Origin of the sequence: uncultured Mobiluncus sp. (genome assembly GCF_902488535.1) — a bacterium.
Classification (GTDB): domain Bacteria; phylum Actinomycetota; class Actinomycetes; order Actinomycetales; family Actinomycetaceae; genus Mobiluncus.
In genome coordinates, this window is sequence record NZ_CABTWO010000022.1 from 15,241 (window position 1) to 29,383 (window position 14,143).

The 14,143-nt window shown below is 58.0% G+C and carries 13 protein-coding genes; 4 read left to right on the top strand and 9 right to left on the bottom strand.

Annotation, left to right across the window (positions count from 1 at the left end; translation table 11 throughout):
- Window positions 1-63 precede the first annotated feature (63 nt).
- The 3 genes from RDL66_RS07760 (at window position 64) to RDL66_RS07770 (ending at window position 2,882) form a co-directional block, all read left to right on the top strand.
- Complete coding sequence (locus tag RDL66_RS07760; RefSeq protein ID WP_308536324.1) at window positions 64-699, top strand: DUF3043 domain-containing protein; 636 nt, start codon at window positions 64-66, stop codon at window positions 697-699.
- Window positions 700-794: 95 nt separating this feature from the next.
- Window positions 795-1,799 (top strand): aldo/keto reductase family protein, encoded by a 1,005-nt coding sequence (locus RDL66_RS07765; RefSeq protein ID WP_308536326.1) that lies wholly within the window; start codon window positions 795-797, stop codon window positions 1,797-1,799.
- Between the two features lie 36 nt (window positions 1,800-1,835).
- A complete protein-coding gene (locus RDL66_RS07770) occupies window positions 1,836-2,882 on the top strand; it encodes a quinone-dependent dihydroorotate dehydrogenase (RefSeq protein WP_308536327.1) in 1,047 nt (348 codons plus the stop codon).
- 41 nt (window positions 2,883-2,923) lie between these two features.
- Here RDL66_RS07770 and RDL66_RS07775 read toward each other — a convergent pair whose 3' ends face one another.
- Window positions 2,924-3,583, bottom strand: a complete 660-nt coding sequence (locus RDL66_RS07775; protein WP_308536328.1) for a hypothetical protein — start codon at window positions 3,581-3,583, stop codon at window positions 2,924-2,926.
- A 207-nt stretch (window positions 3,584-3,790) separates the two neighbouring features.
- Here RDL66_RS07775 and RDL66_RS07780 point away from each other — a divergent pair, with 207 nt between their 5' ends.
- Window positions 3,791-4,678 carry an RNA methyltransferase gene (locus RDL66_RS07780; protein ID WP_308536330.1) on the top strand — a complete coding sequence of 296 codons (888 nt, stop codon included), beginning with the start codon at window positions 3,791-3,793 and terminating at the stop codon, window positions 4,676-4,678.
- On the opposite strand, the gene RDL66_RS07785 is transcribed toward RDL66_RS07780, so the two are convergent.
- The 8 genes from RDL66_RS07785 to RDL66_RS07820 all read right to left on the bottom strand — a co-directional run.
- Window positions 4,675-5,424, bottom strand: a complete 750-nt coding sequence (locus RDL66_RS07785; RefSeq protein WP_308536343.1) for an HAD-IIB family hydrolase — start codon at window positions 5,422-5,424, stop codon at window positions 4,675-4,677. The two genes, RDL66_RS07780 and RDL66_RS07785, sit on opposite strands and share 4 nt — an antisense overlap.
- Window positions 5,425-5,473: 49 nt before the next feature.
- Complete coding sequence (locus tag RDL66_RS07790; protein ID WP_308536331.1) at window positions 5,474-6,655, bottom strand: methyl-accepting chemotaxis protein; 1,182 nt, start codon at window positions 6,653-6,655, stop codon at window positions 5,474-5,476.
- On the bottom strand, window positions 6,652-7,923 hold the full coding sequence (locus tag RDL66_RS07795) for a methyl-accepting chemotaxis protein (protein ID WP_308536332.1): 1,272 nt from the start codon (window positions 7,921-7,923) through the stop codon (window positions 6,652-6,654). Before RDL66_RS07795 ends, RDL66_RS07790 begins: the two co-directional genes overlap by 4 nt.
- A gap of 3 nt (window positions 7,924-7,926) precedes the next feature.
- The gene (uvrC, locus tag RDL66_RS07800) at window positions 7,927-10,008 is read right to left on the bottom strand and encodes an excinuclease ABC subunit UvrC (RefSeq protein WP_308536333.1); all 2,082 of its coding nucleotides are present in this window, start codon (window positions 10,006-10,008) and stop codon (window positions 7,927-7,929) included.
- Window positions 10,009-10,081: 73 nt separating this feature from the next.
- On the bottom strand, window positions 10,082-11,062 hold the full coding sequence (whiA, locus tag RDL66_RS07805; RefSeq protein WP_308536335.1) for a DNA-binding protein WhiA: 981 nt from the start codon (window positions 11,060-11,062) through the stop codon (window positions 10,082-10,084).
- Between the two features lie 73 nt (window positions 11,063-11,135).
- Window positions 11,136-12,161, bottom strand: a complete 1,026-nt coding sequence (gene yvcK, locus RDL66_RS07810) for a uridine diphosphate-N-acetylglucosamine-binding protein YvcK (RefSeq protein ID WP_308536337.1) — start codon at window positions 12,159-12,161, stop codon at window positions 11,136-11,138.
- Between the two features lie 18 nt (window positions 12,162-12,179).
- Window positions 12,180-13,115, bottom strand: coding sequence for an RNase adapter RapZ (rapZ, locus tag RDL66_RS07815; RefSeq protein WP_299294272.1), 936 nt, complete (start codon window positions 13,113-13,115; stop codon window positions 12,180-12,182).
- A gap of 55 nt (window positions 13,116-13,170) precedes the next feature.
- A partial coding sequence (locus RDL66_RS07820) for an ATP-binding cassette domain-containing protein (RefSeq protein WP_308536340.1) occupies window positions 13,171-14,143 on the bottom strand: 973 nt, incomplete at its 5' end.

Here is a 14,143-nt window from a genome sequence, read left to right on the forward strand (position 1 = left end):
TTTGTTTGCCGGTCACTTTGCCGGTTTTCCAACCTAAAAAATCTGTGGCATGATTTGCCTATCATGAGTCTATTAAAAAAGCAGCAGCCAAGCGAAGCTGAAAACACGGGCGAATCGAAAACCACCACCAACCCACGCCAAAAGAAGGGGCCTACCCCTTCTCGTAAACAGCAGGAAGCCCGCAACTACCAGGGACTGCTCGGCGTTGACAAGAAAGTCGCGAAAGAGCGGGCGCGCGCGGAATCGCGTCGTCGCTACGAACGCGAACAGGAAGGTCTGCGCACGGGGCGTGAAGATTTGCTGCCTTACCAGCATCGCGGCCAGGCTCGCCGAATGACCCGGGACTACATTGACGGACGTTACAGTTTCGCTGAATTCATGATTGTGACGATGCTGACGCTCATGGCTCTCAGCTTGATTGCTGTTTCCATTTTGAACCGGCAAGACTCGGATTTGGCTCAAAAAGTCAATACATGGACTTTGATTGGCTCTTACGCTGTCTTGATTCTGGGTATGTTAGATGCCGGTTTTATCGCGGGACAAGCCCGGCGCAAAGTAGTGAAGCGTCTGGGCGCGGACAATGTGCCGCGTGGACTGCGCTGGTATGCCTTTACGCGCGCCATCATGATTCGCCGGTGGCGCAGCCCGAAGCCTCAGGTGGGGCGCGGCAAGTCCGCTAAACGGCAGCGAGATTCCTGATAAACGCGCTGTTTTATTGTTAAATCAGCGTAAATTCAGCGTTTACCGCCCGTTAAGAGTCGCGGTCAAGGCTCTATAACTTATAGACTGGCATCATGGACACACGTTATTTAGGTAACTCTGGACTTAAGATTTCTTCGCTGATTCTCGGGAACTGGCTCACTCACGGAGCCCAAATAGAAGACAAAACTGCGGAAAAAATCGTTCGGACCGCCCTTGAGAACGGAATTTTTACATTTGATACCGCTGATGTTTACGCCAACGGCGATGCCGAAAAAGTCTTGGGTCGGGCTTTGCGAGACGTGGATCGTCAGGATTTGGTGCTGATGTCCAAGGTTTATTGGCCGGTTAAGGGCTTCGGACCGAACGATGCCGGGCTGTCCCGCAAACATATTTTTGAATCTTGCCACAACTCTTTGAAGCGGCTGCGCACTGATTACCTGGATGTCTATCAGGCACATCGTTTCGATTATGAAACCCCACTGGAAGAAACCATGCTGGCTTTTGCCGACCTGGTGCGGGCCGGAAAGATTCTCTACGTTGGGGTTTCCGAGTGGTATCCAGACCAGATTCGCGACGCGGCGCATCTGGCCCGTGAGCTAAAGATTCCCCTGATCTCTAACCAGGCTGAATACTCTATGCTGTGGCGAGTCGTCGAGGACGGGGTCGTCGAGTCTTGTGAACACAACGGCATGGGACACCTGTGCTTTTCTCCTTTGGCACAAGGGGTGTTGACCGGGAAGTACCGTCCGGGGGAAACTCCTAAAGAAAAAACGCGTGCGGCCAGCAAAGTTGGCGCCAAATTTATGCACCGCTGGATGCAGGACGACCTGCTGGCCGCGGTGCAGGGATTGCGCCGGGTCGCGGAAGAAGCCGGGTGTCGTATGAATCAGCTGGCTTTGGCCTGGCTACTGGCTCGCCCCAACGTTTCCGGGGTCATTATTGGAGCCTCCAAAGCGTCTCAGATTGAGGACAATTTGGGAGCTTTAGACGTGACTATTGACGACCATTTGAATGCTCTCATCGACGATGTGCTGGGGGATTTTGTGGTTCATACGCAGCCCGATGATTATCCCAAGTCTCCGTTGAAGCGTCCCTAAGGTCGTTCCTCTCCCGTACCGACTAGACTTGCCCTTATGTACAAGTTTGTGTTTCGTCACCTTTTCGTGAAACTCGATGCCGAATGGGTGCATCGCCGCGCTATCGACTGGCTAGCATTTTGGGGACGGTTTGGCATGGCCCGTCAGGCGGTTTCTCGGATAGTGCGGCGCGGTGAACCAACCTTTACCTGGCTCCTGCCCCGGCCGAATTTTGATCCTGACCTTTCAGGTACCGAGTTCCGCACTTACGGCCCTCTGGGCTTGGCGGCAGGCATGGACAAAGAAGCCCGCGCGGTCGCCATGTGGGACGCGCTGGGCTTTGGTTTTATGGAAATCGGCACCATCACTCCCCTGCCACAGCCCGGCAACAACCGTCCTCGCTTGTGGCGTATCCCGCAACAGCGTGCCCTGCGCAACGCGATGGGCTTCAACAACGAAGGCGCACGAGTGGCAGCCCGCCGGTTACGGCGCTGGCGAACCGAATACGGTGAGCGAATCATCATCGGAGCCAATATCGGGAAGAACAAGGTCACACCCCCCGAAAAAGCCCCGGCGGATTACCGTAAAGTCACGCGGGTATTGGCTGCCCTGGTAGATTTCCTGGTTATCAACGTGTCCTCGCCAAACACCCCCGGATTGCGTGACCTACAGGCAGTTTCCTCCCTACGCCCCATCGTCAAAGCGGTGCAACGCGAACTGGAGTTCCAGGGACTATCCGAGCTGCCCGTGTTTGTAAAAATTGCCCCCGATCTGGCCGATGAGGACATCGTTGCGGTAGCGCAGCTGGCTACGGATGAGGGCTTGGCTGGAGTGGTGGCGACCAACACGACCATCAAGCACGACTTGGGTGCCGGCGGAGTATCTGGCGCGCCGCTGCGAAATCGTGCCCTGGAGGTTGTGAAAGTGCTGCGAGCAAACCTGAGCCGGGAAAAAACCATTATCGGGGTGGGCGGCATCTCGACCCTTGACGATGCCCACGCTATGCTGGCTGCCGGCGCGAACCTCATCGAGGGGTTTTCCGCGTTCATCTATGAAGGCCCCGGCTGGCCGGCAAGCCTCAATCGAGAACTGACCCACAGCTAGCTCCTGACCGGTTTAGACGGCCTGCCCGCCTCGTGTTGAGCCTAATCCCACCAAAAACGCCACAGCTGCCGATTCAGGTGCCCGTTATGAAAGACACTGACTTCATCGGGACAGGCGTCTTCACCCAACTCAAAACGCTTCAGACCGGCATAAGCCGCGTGCGGATCCTCATCGTCGGGACTGAGCCCCAGCAGATGCGGGGACACAAAGACAGTATCTATGCTCAAACGCTCATCAAAGCGCTGCGGCCCGATCATGTAGCCGGAAAAGAACGCTTCACCGGGATGCTGCGCCACGAACCGCAACAAATCTTCTAACCGCGGAGCATAGTTTTGCCGCTCGTCCAATGCGTTGGGCGGTATCACTTTCAACAGTTGGGTGGCTAACCATGCATCCCCGTCCGAGTACGGCAGATAATCAACCATTTCCTCCACATCCACGTCGGGATATTCGCGAGCCATGTCAAACCACATCCAGTCTGAATACGGCAGGGTGAGGGTGGTGACACCCTCCAGCACCGTCCAGCCTCGAGGACCATAAATACCCGGATCCAGCAACGGATTGCCGATAAGCCCCCGCAAACTTTCCAAAGACATGGTTTTTGCTAAGTTGCAGCGCTCACAATCGCAGCTAACATCATGATGCGGCACTTCCTGAGCCCTCCAATTCCGCAGTTCTTGCATAATTTCCAAAGTCGCCATACGTGTTCCTTTCTGTTTTCCCCCCAAGACCCGATTGGCGTCGTGCTTTCTTAGTTCTCAGTGTTCTCACAATCGGGTCGGGTGTCGAAAAAAAATTTTCTTACCTGTGGAAAACCCTCATTTCAGCCCCCTTGTGGAAAACTCTGTAAATCCGCTTGTTTTCGGTCTAAAGTTGGGAATTTTGGAGATTAAAAGGCACAATTAAGCGTGCTGATTGACCTGGATTCCCTCACCGCCTACCCGGAATATCTGAGTGACTACACCCAGCTAAAAGACGTAAATCTGCGCCGCAGTTTGGAAGCGGAACAGGGGCTGTTCATGGCGGAATCGAACGAAGTCATCGGCCGCGCTCTGCGCGCCGGATATACCCCGCGCTCCGTGCTTTTAGCCCCGCATTGGTTGGATTTCATCCGTCCGCTCCTGGCCGCCAGTCCCGCCACCGGATTTGCGGACGACGGCGGTTCCATTCCCGTGTTTGTGGCCCCGGAAGCCCTCTTGGAACGCCTGGTGGGTTTCCATCTGCACCGCGGGGCGATTGCGGCCATGCAGCGCAAACCGTCCCCGGATCCTCGTGAAATCCTGAACCGTTCGTCCCGAGTCTTAATCCTGGAAGATTTGGTGGACCACACGAATGTGGGAGCGGCGGTGCGCAGTGCCGCCGCCTGCGGTTACGACGCCATCATGGTCACGCCCTCGTGCGCTGACCCGCTGTATCGCCGGGCGGTACGGGTTTCGATGGGCACGATTTTTCAAGTGCCTTGGACCCGGCTGGAACGCTGGCCCGACCCGGCGTTATTTCACGAGGCTGGTTTTGAACTGGTCGCGTTGGCGTTGCGGGAGGACTCCCAGGACTTGCGAGACTACGCGGCGGAACTGGCCACTGACCCGACTCGAAAGGTCGCTTTTATTGCGGGAGCTGAACGGGACGGATTGAAACCACGGACGATCGCCCGCGCAGATAAAGTGGTGCGCATCGCGATGGCTCACGGGGTCGATTCCCTAAACGTGGCCGGGGCTATCGCTATCGCCTGCTGGGCGACGACCGCAAAATCGCCCGTAAACGGTTCATCGCCAACCGAAACTTGGGATCGCTAGGCGAGCAACCGCCGCAGCCAGGCCAAAGTGTCTGCGGGACTGCTCACTGCCTGACACGGCACCCCGGTTGCCAGCACCGGATAATCGTTGCCCCGCTCGTCGAGACGATCCCCCAAGAACACAAGGTTGAGCGGTGCATATCCGGTCGATTCCAGCAGGGAGCGGATGCCGTAAGCTTTGTCCACTCCCCGAGCCGTGACGTCCACCGAGGTGGCCCCGCCGCTACGCACCTCCAACTGGGGCAGCTGCTTTTCCAGCGCCTGCACCAACGCGGCTTTCTTAGAGCCGTCGGGATCCCAGGCTCGTTTTGCCGCAAGGGGCGCCTGCTGACCCAAGGCGGAAAACGTCACCTGGGTACCGCGGTCTTCAATGATGTTTCCCCACGGTGAGGATTCCCAAAAGCCGAGTTCACGAGCGGTTGTTTCGATAGTTTCAACAGTCCGTCGCCGCAGGTCCGCCGCGAGGTCTCGACGGTAGACGCGCACCAGTTCTTCCGGGCTCCTGCCCGGTTCCATTCGGTAATACTGGGTGCCGCAGGTAGGCAGCAGGTGCAGCGTGTGTTTTAGGGCCGGCTGGTCGGCGAGTCGGGAAAGAACTTGGGACTGGAACTGAGAGAGCTGGCCGCCGGAAATAACGGCCGCTTCGTAGCTGTTCAGCAGCCTAACTAGGGCAGCCGCCATTTCGGTGTCAAGGGGCATTTTTGAGGGTGCCAGGGTGTCGTCCAGGTCGAAAGCGACCAGACGCAGGTCTTCAGAGGGGGTAACGTGCAAACTCACTGGACAATCCTGGACGGGGCTACACCGTAAATCGAGCTATCCGCTCGTCCAGGGTAGAGACGGCGTCTTGTACCACGCTCATGTGTTCTTGGAATTGCTCGGATTGAGCGTGGGCACTATGAGAGAGGGACGCTAAGGATTGCGAATGAGTGAACAGTTCGTCAGAGAACGAACGTACTTCGTCGATGCCAGTATTAGCTTTGGACAAAGCGGCTTCTTGACGGTTCACGTCCTGGGTGACGGCCTGTTGAGAGGCACTCAACGCCTCCAGCTGGGTCAACAGAGATTCGATGCGCTGTACCCCGTCTATCGCTTGGGTCTGGAGCTGGGCGACCTGGCTGAGAACCTCACCGGTGGTTTGGGCAGTTTGCGAAGCCAAATCTTTGGCCTGGTTGGCGACCACGGCGAAACCTCGCCCGGCTTCCGCGCTGCGGGCAGCCTCGATGGTGGCGTTCAGTGCCAGCATATTGGTTTGTTCCGAGATAACAGAAATATCCGTCATCAAAGCCATAATGTTTTCCACCGAGGTTTTCAGCTCGGTGACTGCGGCGTTCAGATTGCGTGCGGCCGTGATGCCTTCGGAACGCAGAATTTCGTTGCTGGAGGCAATTTCGGACAAATTGGCGATGTCTCCCGCTACTGCGGTGCCGTTGTCCGTCAGAGTTTGCGCCGTCTGTCCCAGTTCTGTCCCGGTTTCAGACAGCCGGTTACTGCTCTCTAAAACCCGGTCGTTGCCCGTTTTGACGATTTTGGCCTGGCTGCCGGCAAGCGCGGCAAAGTTCCGCAGTCCGTCTACCCCGCTGCGCAGATTGACCACCAGGGAGGACAGCGATGCCATCGCTTCGTTGACTGCCTGGGACAAATCCGCAATTTCGTCTTTGGTATAGATTTCAGCACGTTTCGTAAAATTGCCCGCCGCGCAGTCCGCTAGGGTCAGGGATACAGCTTTCACCGAGCGGCGGATTCGGGCCCGCATGGTAAAACCAATGACCGTCCCCAGGATGGCCAAAATCACTATCAAAATGACTTGGATGATGATTTGGGTGAAAATTTCACGCTGCTGGACCTGGGGCTGACCTCCCAGAGAGAGGATTCGCTTCAACCCCACCAGCAGTAACACCACAGAAAGCACCGAAAACCCAAAACTCAAGAACGCGGTGAACCGGAATTGCCCCGCGATGGAGATCAGCTTTTGTTTCATGACTGTTCCCCCGATTCCTCTGGGCTTTCCGGATTGCGTTCCCCCGCGTCCTCAATCATCTGGAGGTTGTGAATCATGGTGCGGGTGGAAGAAATAATTTCCTCCACTTTGTCGGATTCGGAGTCGATGTTTTGCAAGCTGGTCTGAGACTGGGTGGCGGCCTCGGTGATAGTCTCGATTTCCTCGCTCAAGGCCTGAGCCTGGGCAAGTGCTCCCGCACAGGCTGCCTCCATCGAGGCCACGACCGCGGCCTGGTCAGCCACGGCTTGGGCGGAAACCTGCTGAGAATCGTTGATTTGGTTCAATTTTTCGGTGACGTCGGCAGTCACCCCCACCGCCCGGTCGCAACGTTCCTGGATCTCTGTAGAAGCCTGGGTAACCGCCGCCGCCGCGGTGCTGGTTTGCACCGCAAGTTCTTTAATCTGTCCGGCCACGACCGCAAAACCGGCCCCGATTTCCCCGGCTTTCGCCGATTCAATGGTGGCATTCAAAGCTAACAGGCTGGTTCGTTCCGCGATTTGGGCAATCTGATCCACAGAAACAGAAATTTCTTGACTGTGGGATTGAAAATCTTGAATAATTTGTGAAATTTCCGCCAAGTCCTGCACTTCGCTGTGCCCAATTGCTAGGGCTTCCTCAGTGTGGCGAGCAATGTCACTTCGGGAGGAGGAAATCTCGGCAGCGGCATCAGCCAGTTCCGCTGCCGACTGGGTGAGCATCTGAGCTTGGGGCGTGACCGTATCGACTTCCTGGCCGACCTTGCCACCGGCCTCACCCAAGACGCCAACCGCACTGTGCAATCCGGTTTGTTCCTCAGAAACCTGACGGTACACGCTGCGAGTTTCATTCATCAGCTGACTGAGAGCTAAACGAGTTTCATTCATCACCCGCGCCAAATCATACAGCTCGTCATTGGTCACTCCCCGCGCTGCCACCGTAAAATCTCCTGCCGCTATCGCCTGGGCACTGCTCCGCACCGAGCTGGCAGCATCGGTAATGGAACGGGAAATGAATCTGATGAGCGCCCACGCCCCCGCTGCTCCGGCCACTCCCACGACAATCAGCGCTCCCACCACCACGGGCAGGTTAACGCTGAGCGCACCTTGAGAACTGCTGGCGACCCGCCCTAACAGGCTAAGCAAAACCACCAGAGAAACTAAAAAAATCAAGCCCGGAGTCAGTAACACGGCTACCCCGCTGACCAGGTTTTTCGCTAAAAGGTTAAACCTGAATCCGCGCAGACGCAGCTCGTTCGGGTTATCGGACATGCGTTAATTCTTACCAGAATTCGCGGAATTGTTCAGGAATGCCACGAGGTTTTCCGCTGTTTTCAAGCCAAAACCGGGGACTTGGGCAATCTCGGAGGCGCTGGCCTCACGCAAACGCTTGACCGACCCGAAATGTTTGAGCAACGCCTTCTGACGGGTGGGACCGACTCCTGGAGCCGCATCCAGAATCGAACGAGTCATAGCCTGGGCGCGTTTCTTGCGATGCGCGCTGATGGCAAAACGGTGTGATTCATCACGTAAATACTGCAGCAAATACAGGGCTTCGGAGGTGCGCGGAAAAATGACCGGAAAGTCGTCGTCTACCCGCCAGACTTCCTCCAAGCGTTTTGCCAGCCCGATGACCGGAATGTCCCACACCCCGACCTCATCCATCGCCGCCCGGGCGGCATGAACTTGTGGCAGCGCCCCGTCCACCACGACCAAATCGGGACGGTAAGAAAACCGCCGCGGTTCTTTTTCCGTTCCCAAGGGGGGTATGGCGCCAGATTGTGCCGTCTGGGTGGAAGGGTTTTTCGTTTCGACAAGGGCCGTGCCGCTCGCTGAAGTTGTTGCGGTGGGCTCGGGCAGCGCCGCGCCCAGGCCGTTTTCCTCTTGAATAAGGCGTTCAAAGCGCCGACGCAGCACCTCGTTCATGGCGGTCGTATCGTCCGGGGTACCCGTGCCGTCAGCGCCTCGAATCGAAAACTTCCGATAGGCATTTTTACGAGGAGCGCCGTCCTCGAACACCACCATGGAACCCATCTGAAATGTGCCTTGCGTGTGAGAAATATCGTAACACTCAATGCGCAGCGGCGGATCGATGTCGAGCAGGCGTCCCAGCTCATTCAAGGCCAGGTTCCGCTGCGTCAAATCCCGAGCTCGCCGGGTCTTGTACAGACGCAGCCCCTCCACCGCATTGAGCTGCACCCGGGACAGGGCGTCGCGTTTCGCCCCGCGCTGCGGCACCCGAATACTCACCTGGGAGCCCCGCAACTCACTCAACCAGCGCTGCAACACATCCACATCCGTCGGGGAAACGGAAACCAAAATCTCCTTGGGAATGACGGAAGTATCAAAATGGGCCATATCGTTGGCGGAACTGGGGCCGACCCGCTGGGGACGCGCGGCGCCTCCCTCGCGGGCGATGTCTGCCGCAGTTTCTCCATAGATTTGCTCCAAAGCCCGCGCCATCAGGGAGGGTTCGTCCAGGTCCTCTTCCCGCGCGCTCACCCAGCCGCGCTGCCCGCGAATCCGCCCCGCGCGCACGTAAAACACCTGGACAGAAACCTGGAGTTCATCGGCTTCGAGGGCGAACAGATCCGCGTCAGTGTCGTCGCTGAGCACCGCGGCGTTTTTTTCCAAAACCGTGCGCAGCGCCTCCAGCTGGTCGCGTTTCCGCGCGGCCTGTTCGAAACGATAAGCCTTGGCATCGTCCCACATGGCAGTCTCGATTTCGCGCAAGAACCCGGCGTCGCGCCCGCTCATGAAGTCGCAGACTTTTTCCGCCAGTTCACGGTGTTGCGCGGCGCTGACGCGGCCGATACACGGCGCGGCACAACGTCCGATATAACCCAGCAAACACGCCCGGTTAGCGGCTTGGGCCCGGGCAAACACTCCATCAGAGCAGGTCCGCACGGGAAACACGCTTTGCAGCAGCTCCAGGGTTTGGCGAATCGCCCACACAGCCGTGTAGGGTCCGAAGTAGCGTACTCCGCGTTGATGCGCGGTGCGTAGCACCCCCATGCGCGGATATTCCTGGTTCATCGTCACCGCGAAGTACGGGTAGGACTTGTCGTCCTTAAACATCACGTTGAACTGGGGGTCGTGTTCCTTAATCCAGGTGTATTCCAAGGTCAGAGCCTCAACCTCGGAACCGACCACCACCCAGGACACCGACGCGGCGCTGGCGACCATTTTCGCGGTGCGCGGGTGCAGACGCGCGGGGTCTACGAAGTAAGACGTCAGCCGATTGCGCAGATTCTTGGCTTTACCCACATAGATGACCCGGTCGCGGCCATCGCGCCACCGGTACACCCCCGGCTGTGTGGGAATCTCGGAGGCTTTGGGAAAATCTGGCGCTTTCATGGGAACCTAACGTCACCGCAAACGGGGTTACCCCCCTTGTGAACCGGGCTCAAAGCGGCATGACCGGCGGCATTCATGATTCCAGCATTTCGGGATTCAACCCGGATTCGGTGTCGGGGATTCCCAGCTCCTCCGCCCGTTTATCAGCCATGGCTAACAGGCGGCGGATTCGACCCGCCACCGCGTCTTTCGTCAGCTGCGGTTCACTGAGCTGGCCGAGTTCTTCCAGCGAAGCCTGCTTGTATTCCAGACGCAGCCGCCCCGCAGAAATGAGATGCGGGGGAATGTCGTCGCCCAGGATTTCAAAAGCCCGGCGCACGCGTGCCCCCGCCAACACGGCAGCCCGGGTGGACCGGCGCATATTGGCATCATCAAAATTCGCCAACCGGTTGACTTCCCCGCGTTTCTCGCGCCTTTCGCGTTTATCTGTCCACTCACGCAAAGCCGCTGATGCGCCCATCTGAGTCAGCAAAGCCCTAATAGAGTCGTTTTCCCGAACGGCTACCCGAGATAGTTGACGCACCTCTCGTGACTTGGCGTTCGCCCCCATCCTCCGAGCCATGCCCACCAAGGCGAGAGCCGCTTCGGGACCGGGTGCCGTCACTTCCAGCGCCGAAGACCGGGTTGGTTCCGTCAGCGAACCGCGAGCCAGAAAGGCTCCGCGCCAAGCGGCCACGCAGCCGGATAGGGGCCCGGACACGATTTCTGGGGGCAGCCCCCGCACCGGACGGCCCTGTTTGTCCAACAGCCCGGTTTCTTTCGCCAGTTTGTCCGCCCCGGGCACCACTCGCACCACGTAGCGATCCGCTTTACGGATTCCGGTTCCGCTCACCACTACCACAGAGGAGGCCGTGTGGTACAGGCTCCGCAAAGCGTGCTGCAGCCGTTTCGCACAATCCGGGTGATCCAGTTCCGCCTCCACCACTATGGAGCCTGCCACCAGGTGGATTCCCCCCGCAAACCGCAGCAGCGCAGACGTTTCAGCGCGAAAATCAGCACGCGATTCAACGCGAACCCCCACGAGTTCGTCTTTCGCGACTGCTGTCAGGGACATAGTGTAACTTCCTCCTGGTTGTGGAAAACCGGCACGGTTGAGAGCCGGTTAGTGAGTTCAATCACTATTCTAGCTAATGATTGTCGAGCTCTTCGATACTGGACAAATCTCCCCAGTTTCCGCTCATGGCATCCCTGAAGGCGGCCGCTAACCGCAAGAAATCGTGACGCGCGGTGCCGTCTCCGACCGAAATTTGACGCAACATGACCTGACAACCCAGGTCGTTAGCGGCATTTTGCAAGTCGTCAATATCCGTCACCGAAACGGGGTCGCCAATCACCACCGACAGCCGCAGCTCAGGAACTATCTGATGTAAAACCCGCAGATGATCGGGCAGAGTCAGGTCTTGTGTCTCTCCGCGTTGGCGGCTGAGGTTCAACACCAGGGCTTTCCGTGCCGGCGAGCGCACCAGTGCTTCCCTTAAATCTGCGATCAGCAGGTGCGGCATCACCGAGGTGTACCAGGAGCCCGGACCCAACACGACCCAATCCGCGCTTGCGACCGCCTGTAAGACTTGGGGCGTAACCGGTGCATCGGGAGGATCCAAACGAATTCCCCGCACCACCCCCGGTGCCTTCGCAATCTTGGATTGACCGCGGATCGTTTGAATCCGACCGTCAACTTCCAGATCAGCTTCGATAGCCATGGGGACAGTGGACATCGGCAAAACCCGACCTTGCGCATCCAACAGTCGGGTCATCCATTCCAGACCCGCGACCGGGTCATCCAGAATCTGCCACAAACCGGCCAGCAACAGGTTACCCAGGTTGTGTCCGTTCATTTCCCCGTTCGATTTAAACCGAAACTGCAAAATATCACGCCAGGTCAGACCCCAATCTGATTCATCACACAAGGCCGCCAGCGCCATGCGCAAGTCCCCCGGCGGCAGCAGGTAGAACTCTTGACGCAAACGTCCGCTGGAACCTCCGTCATCGGCCACGGTAACGACCGCCGTGAGGTCCGTGGTGAGGTGGCGCAAAGCCGAAAGGGTGGCGTACAGCCCGTGTCCTCCACCAAAAGCCACCACTTTCGGGCCGGTCGCGCGCCCCGGCCACACGGAATCTTGGGGAGGCTCAAAATAATGTCCTTGTGAATCCATATCTGTAATACCCCCGATTTATTCCTTACCAATATCACGGTGTACGGTGCGTACTTGGAAACCTTTAGATCGCAGCAGGTTGGACAGGCGTTCAGCCATCGCCACCGAACGATGTTGCCCTCCGGTACACCCCACGGCAATCGTCACAAATGGCTTTAACTCGTGCAGGTAGCCGTTCAGTACCGGCGCCAATGTGTCAACGTAGTTCTGGGCGAACTCGCTGGCCCCGGGCTGGCTTAATACGTATTTCGCCACTGCCTCATCCCGGCCGGTCAGGTGTCGCAACTCCGTCACCCAGTAAGGATTGGGGAAAAATCTCACATCGACCACGTGATCGGCATCCATGGGCAGACCGTATTTGAACCCGAAACTCATCACCGTCACATTCAATCCATTGACGGCTTCCCCGCTCACGAGTTCGCGGATTCGCCTAGCCAAGTCGTGGACATTCATGTGGGTCGTGTCCACATAGATATTGGCGCGGTCGCGGATAGGCCCCAGCAGCTCCCGTTCCGAGGCAATCCCGTCCATGATCCGCCCTTCTCCCTGCAAGGGGTGGGGGCGACGCACCTGCTCGTAGCGGCGCACCAGCACCGCGTCGGAACAATCGAGGAATAAAACTTGCAGGTCGACTTGGGCTTCCCGCAACGCATCCAGGGTAGACATAAATTCCGAAAAGAAACTGCGCGAACGCACGTCAACCACCACTGCCAGGCGGTGCACGCCTTCGCCTCCGGGAGTCATCATCCGTGCCAAAGGGCCGAGCATCCGGGGAGGCAGGTTGTCCACCACATACCAGTTCAAATCCTCCAAGACCTGAGCGGTTTGGCTGCGACCGGCCCCGCTCATGCCGGTAATAATCAGCATCTGGGCGCGTTCGCTGACGTCGCGCACGGATTGGGCATCCAGTTCGGGAATGCCCGACGGTACAGTTGGGGTGGGGTCTTCACTCATGTTTCCAGCTTATCGAGTTGATGGGGGGAAGTTCAGGCTTTGCGTAAGCCCAAATCTAAAGCTCTTCCGCCTCGTCCATCCACTGTGCCTCAAGTTGTTCTACCCGGCCGCGAGCGGTTTGCAGCTCTTTGGCCAATTCCGCCAGTTTTTCGTAGTCGGCGGGGTCCGTCTCAGCCAGCTGCGATTCAATCTGCGCTGCCTGTGCGCTGGCCTTGTCAAGCTTACGTTCCACGGATTGCAGACGTTTTTGGGTTTCGTAATCGGCTTTGGAACTGGTTTTTCCGTTCTCAAGGGGTTTGCGTGGCGTTGACGGCTCGTCCGACTTGGGTCGGCTGGCTTGCCGCGCCTGTTCGGCCAGCTCCAGGTATTCGTCCACGCCTCCGGGAAGGTGGCGCAGACCGTGGTCGATGACGGCGTACTGGTTATCGGTAATCCGTTCGATGAGGTAGCGATCGTGGGAGACGACCAGCAACGTTCCCGGCCAGGCATCCAACACGTCTTCCAAAGCAGTTAAAGTATCGGTATCAATATCGTTGGTGGGCTCGTCCAAAATCATCACATTCGGTTCTTCGAGCAGCAGTAACAAAATCTGCAGACGCCGTTTCTGTCCCCCGCTCAACGCCCCTACCTTGGCTTGCAGCTGGGAGGAGTTGAACCCCAAACGTTCCAGCATCTGGGCGGGGCTCAGTTCCTTACCCTCCACTTCGAAAGAGCCTTTGAGCTTGCCCAATACCTGGTAGACACGGTAATCCGCAATCTCGCGCAGCGCCCGAAACTCTTGGTCCAGGATGCCAATCTGCACCGTCTTGCCTTCGCGGCGTCGCCCCCGAGTCGGGGTGAGGTCCCCTGCCAGCAAACCCAGCAAGGTCGACTTCCCCGCTCCGTTGGCGCCCAAGATTCCGGCGCGCTCCCCCGGCGCCACCCGCCACGTGACATCGCGTAAAACCGGAGGGGAATCCCCTTGTGCGCCATAGGAAAAGTCCACATCCACCAGGTCCACGACGATTTTCCCGAGTCTTCCGGTGGCC

Coding starts and splice junctions, on each gene's coding strand:
- RDL66_RS07760 (WP_308536324.1), top strand. CDS start 64: ATGAGTCTATTAAAAAAGCAGCAGCCAAGCGAAGCTGAAAACACGGGC.
- RDL66_RS07765 (WP_308536326.1), top strand. CDS start 795: ATGGACACACGTTATTTAGGTAACTCTGGACTTAAGATTTCTTCGCTG.
- RDL66_RS07770 (WP_308536327.1), top strand. CDS start 1,836: ATGTACAAGTTTGTGTTTCGTCACCTTTTCGTGAAACTCGATGCCGAA.
- RDL66_RS07775 (WP_308536328.1), bottom strand. CDS start 3,583: ATGGCGACTTTGGAAATTATGCAAGAACTGCGGAATTGGAGGGCTCAG.
- RDL66_RS07790 (WP_308536331.1), bottom strand. CDS start 6,655: ATGAAACAAAAGCTGATCTCCATCGCGGGGCAATTCCGGTTCACCGCG.
- RDL66_RS07795 (WP_308536332.1), bottom strand. CDS start 7,923: ATGTCCGATAACCCGAACGAGCTGCGTCTGCGCGGATTCAGGTTTAAC.
- uvrC (WP_308536333.1), bottom strand. CDS start 10,008: ATGAAAGCGCCAGATTTTCCCAAAGCCTCCGAGATTCCCACACAGCCG.
- whiA (WP_308536335.1), bottom strand. CDS start 11,062: ATGTCCCTGACAGCAGTCGCGAAAGACGAACTCGTGGGGGTTCGCGTT.
- yvcK (WP_308536337.1), bottom strand. CDS start 12,161: ATGGATTCACAAGGACATTATTTTGAGCCTCCCCAAGATTCCGTGTGG.
- rapZ (WP_299294272.1), bottom strand. CDS start 13,115: ATGAGTGAAGACCCCACCCCAACTGTACCGTCGGGCATTCCCGAACTG.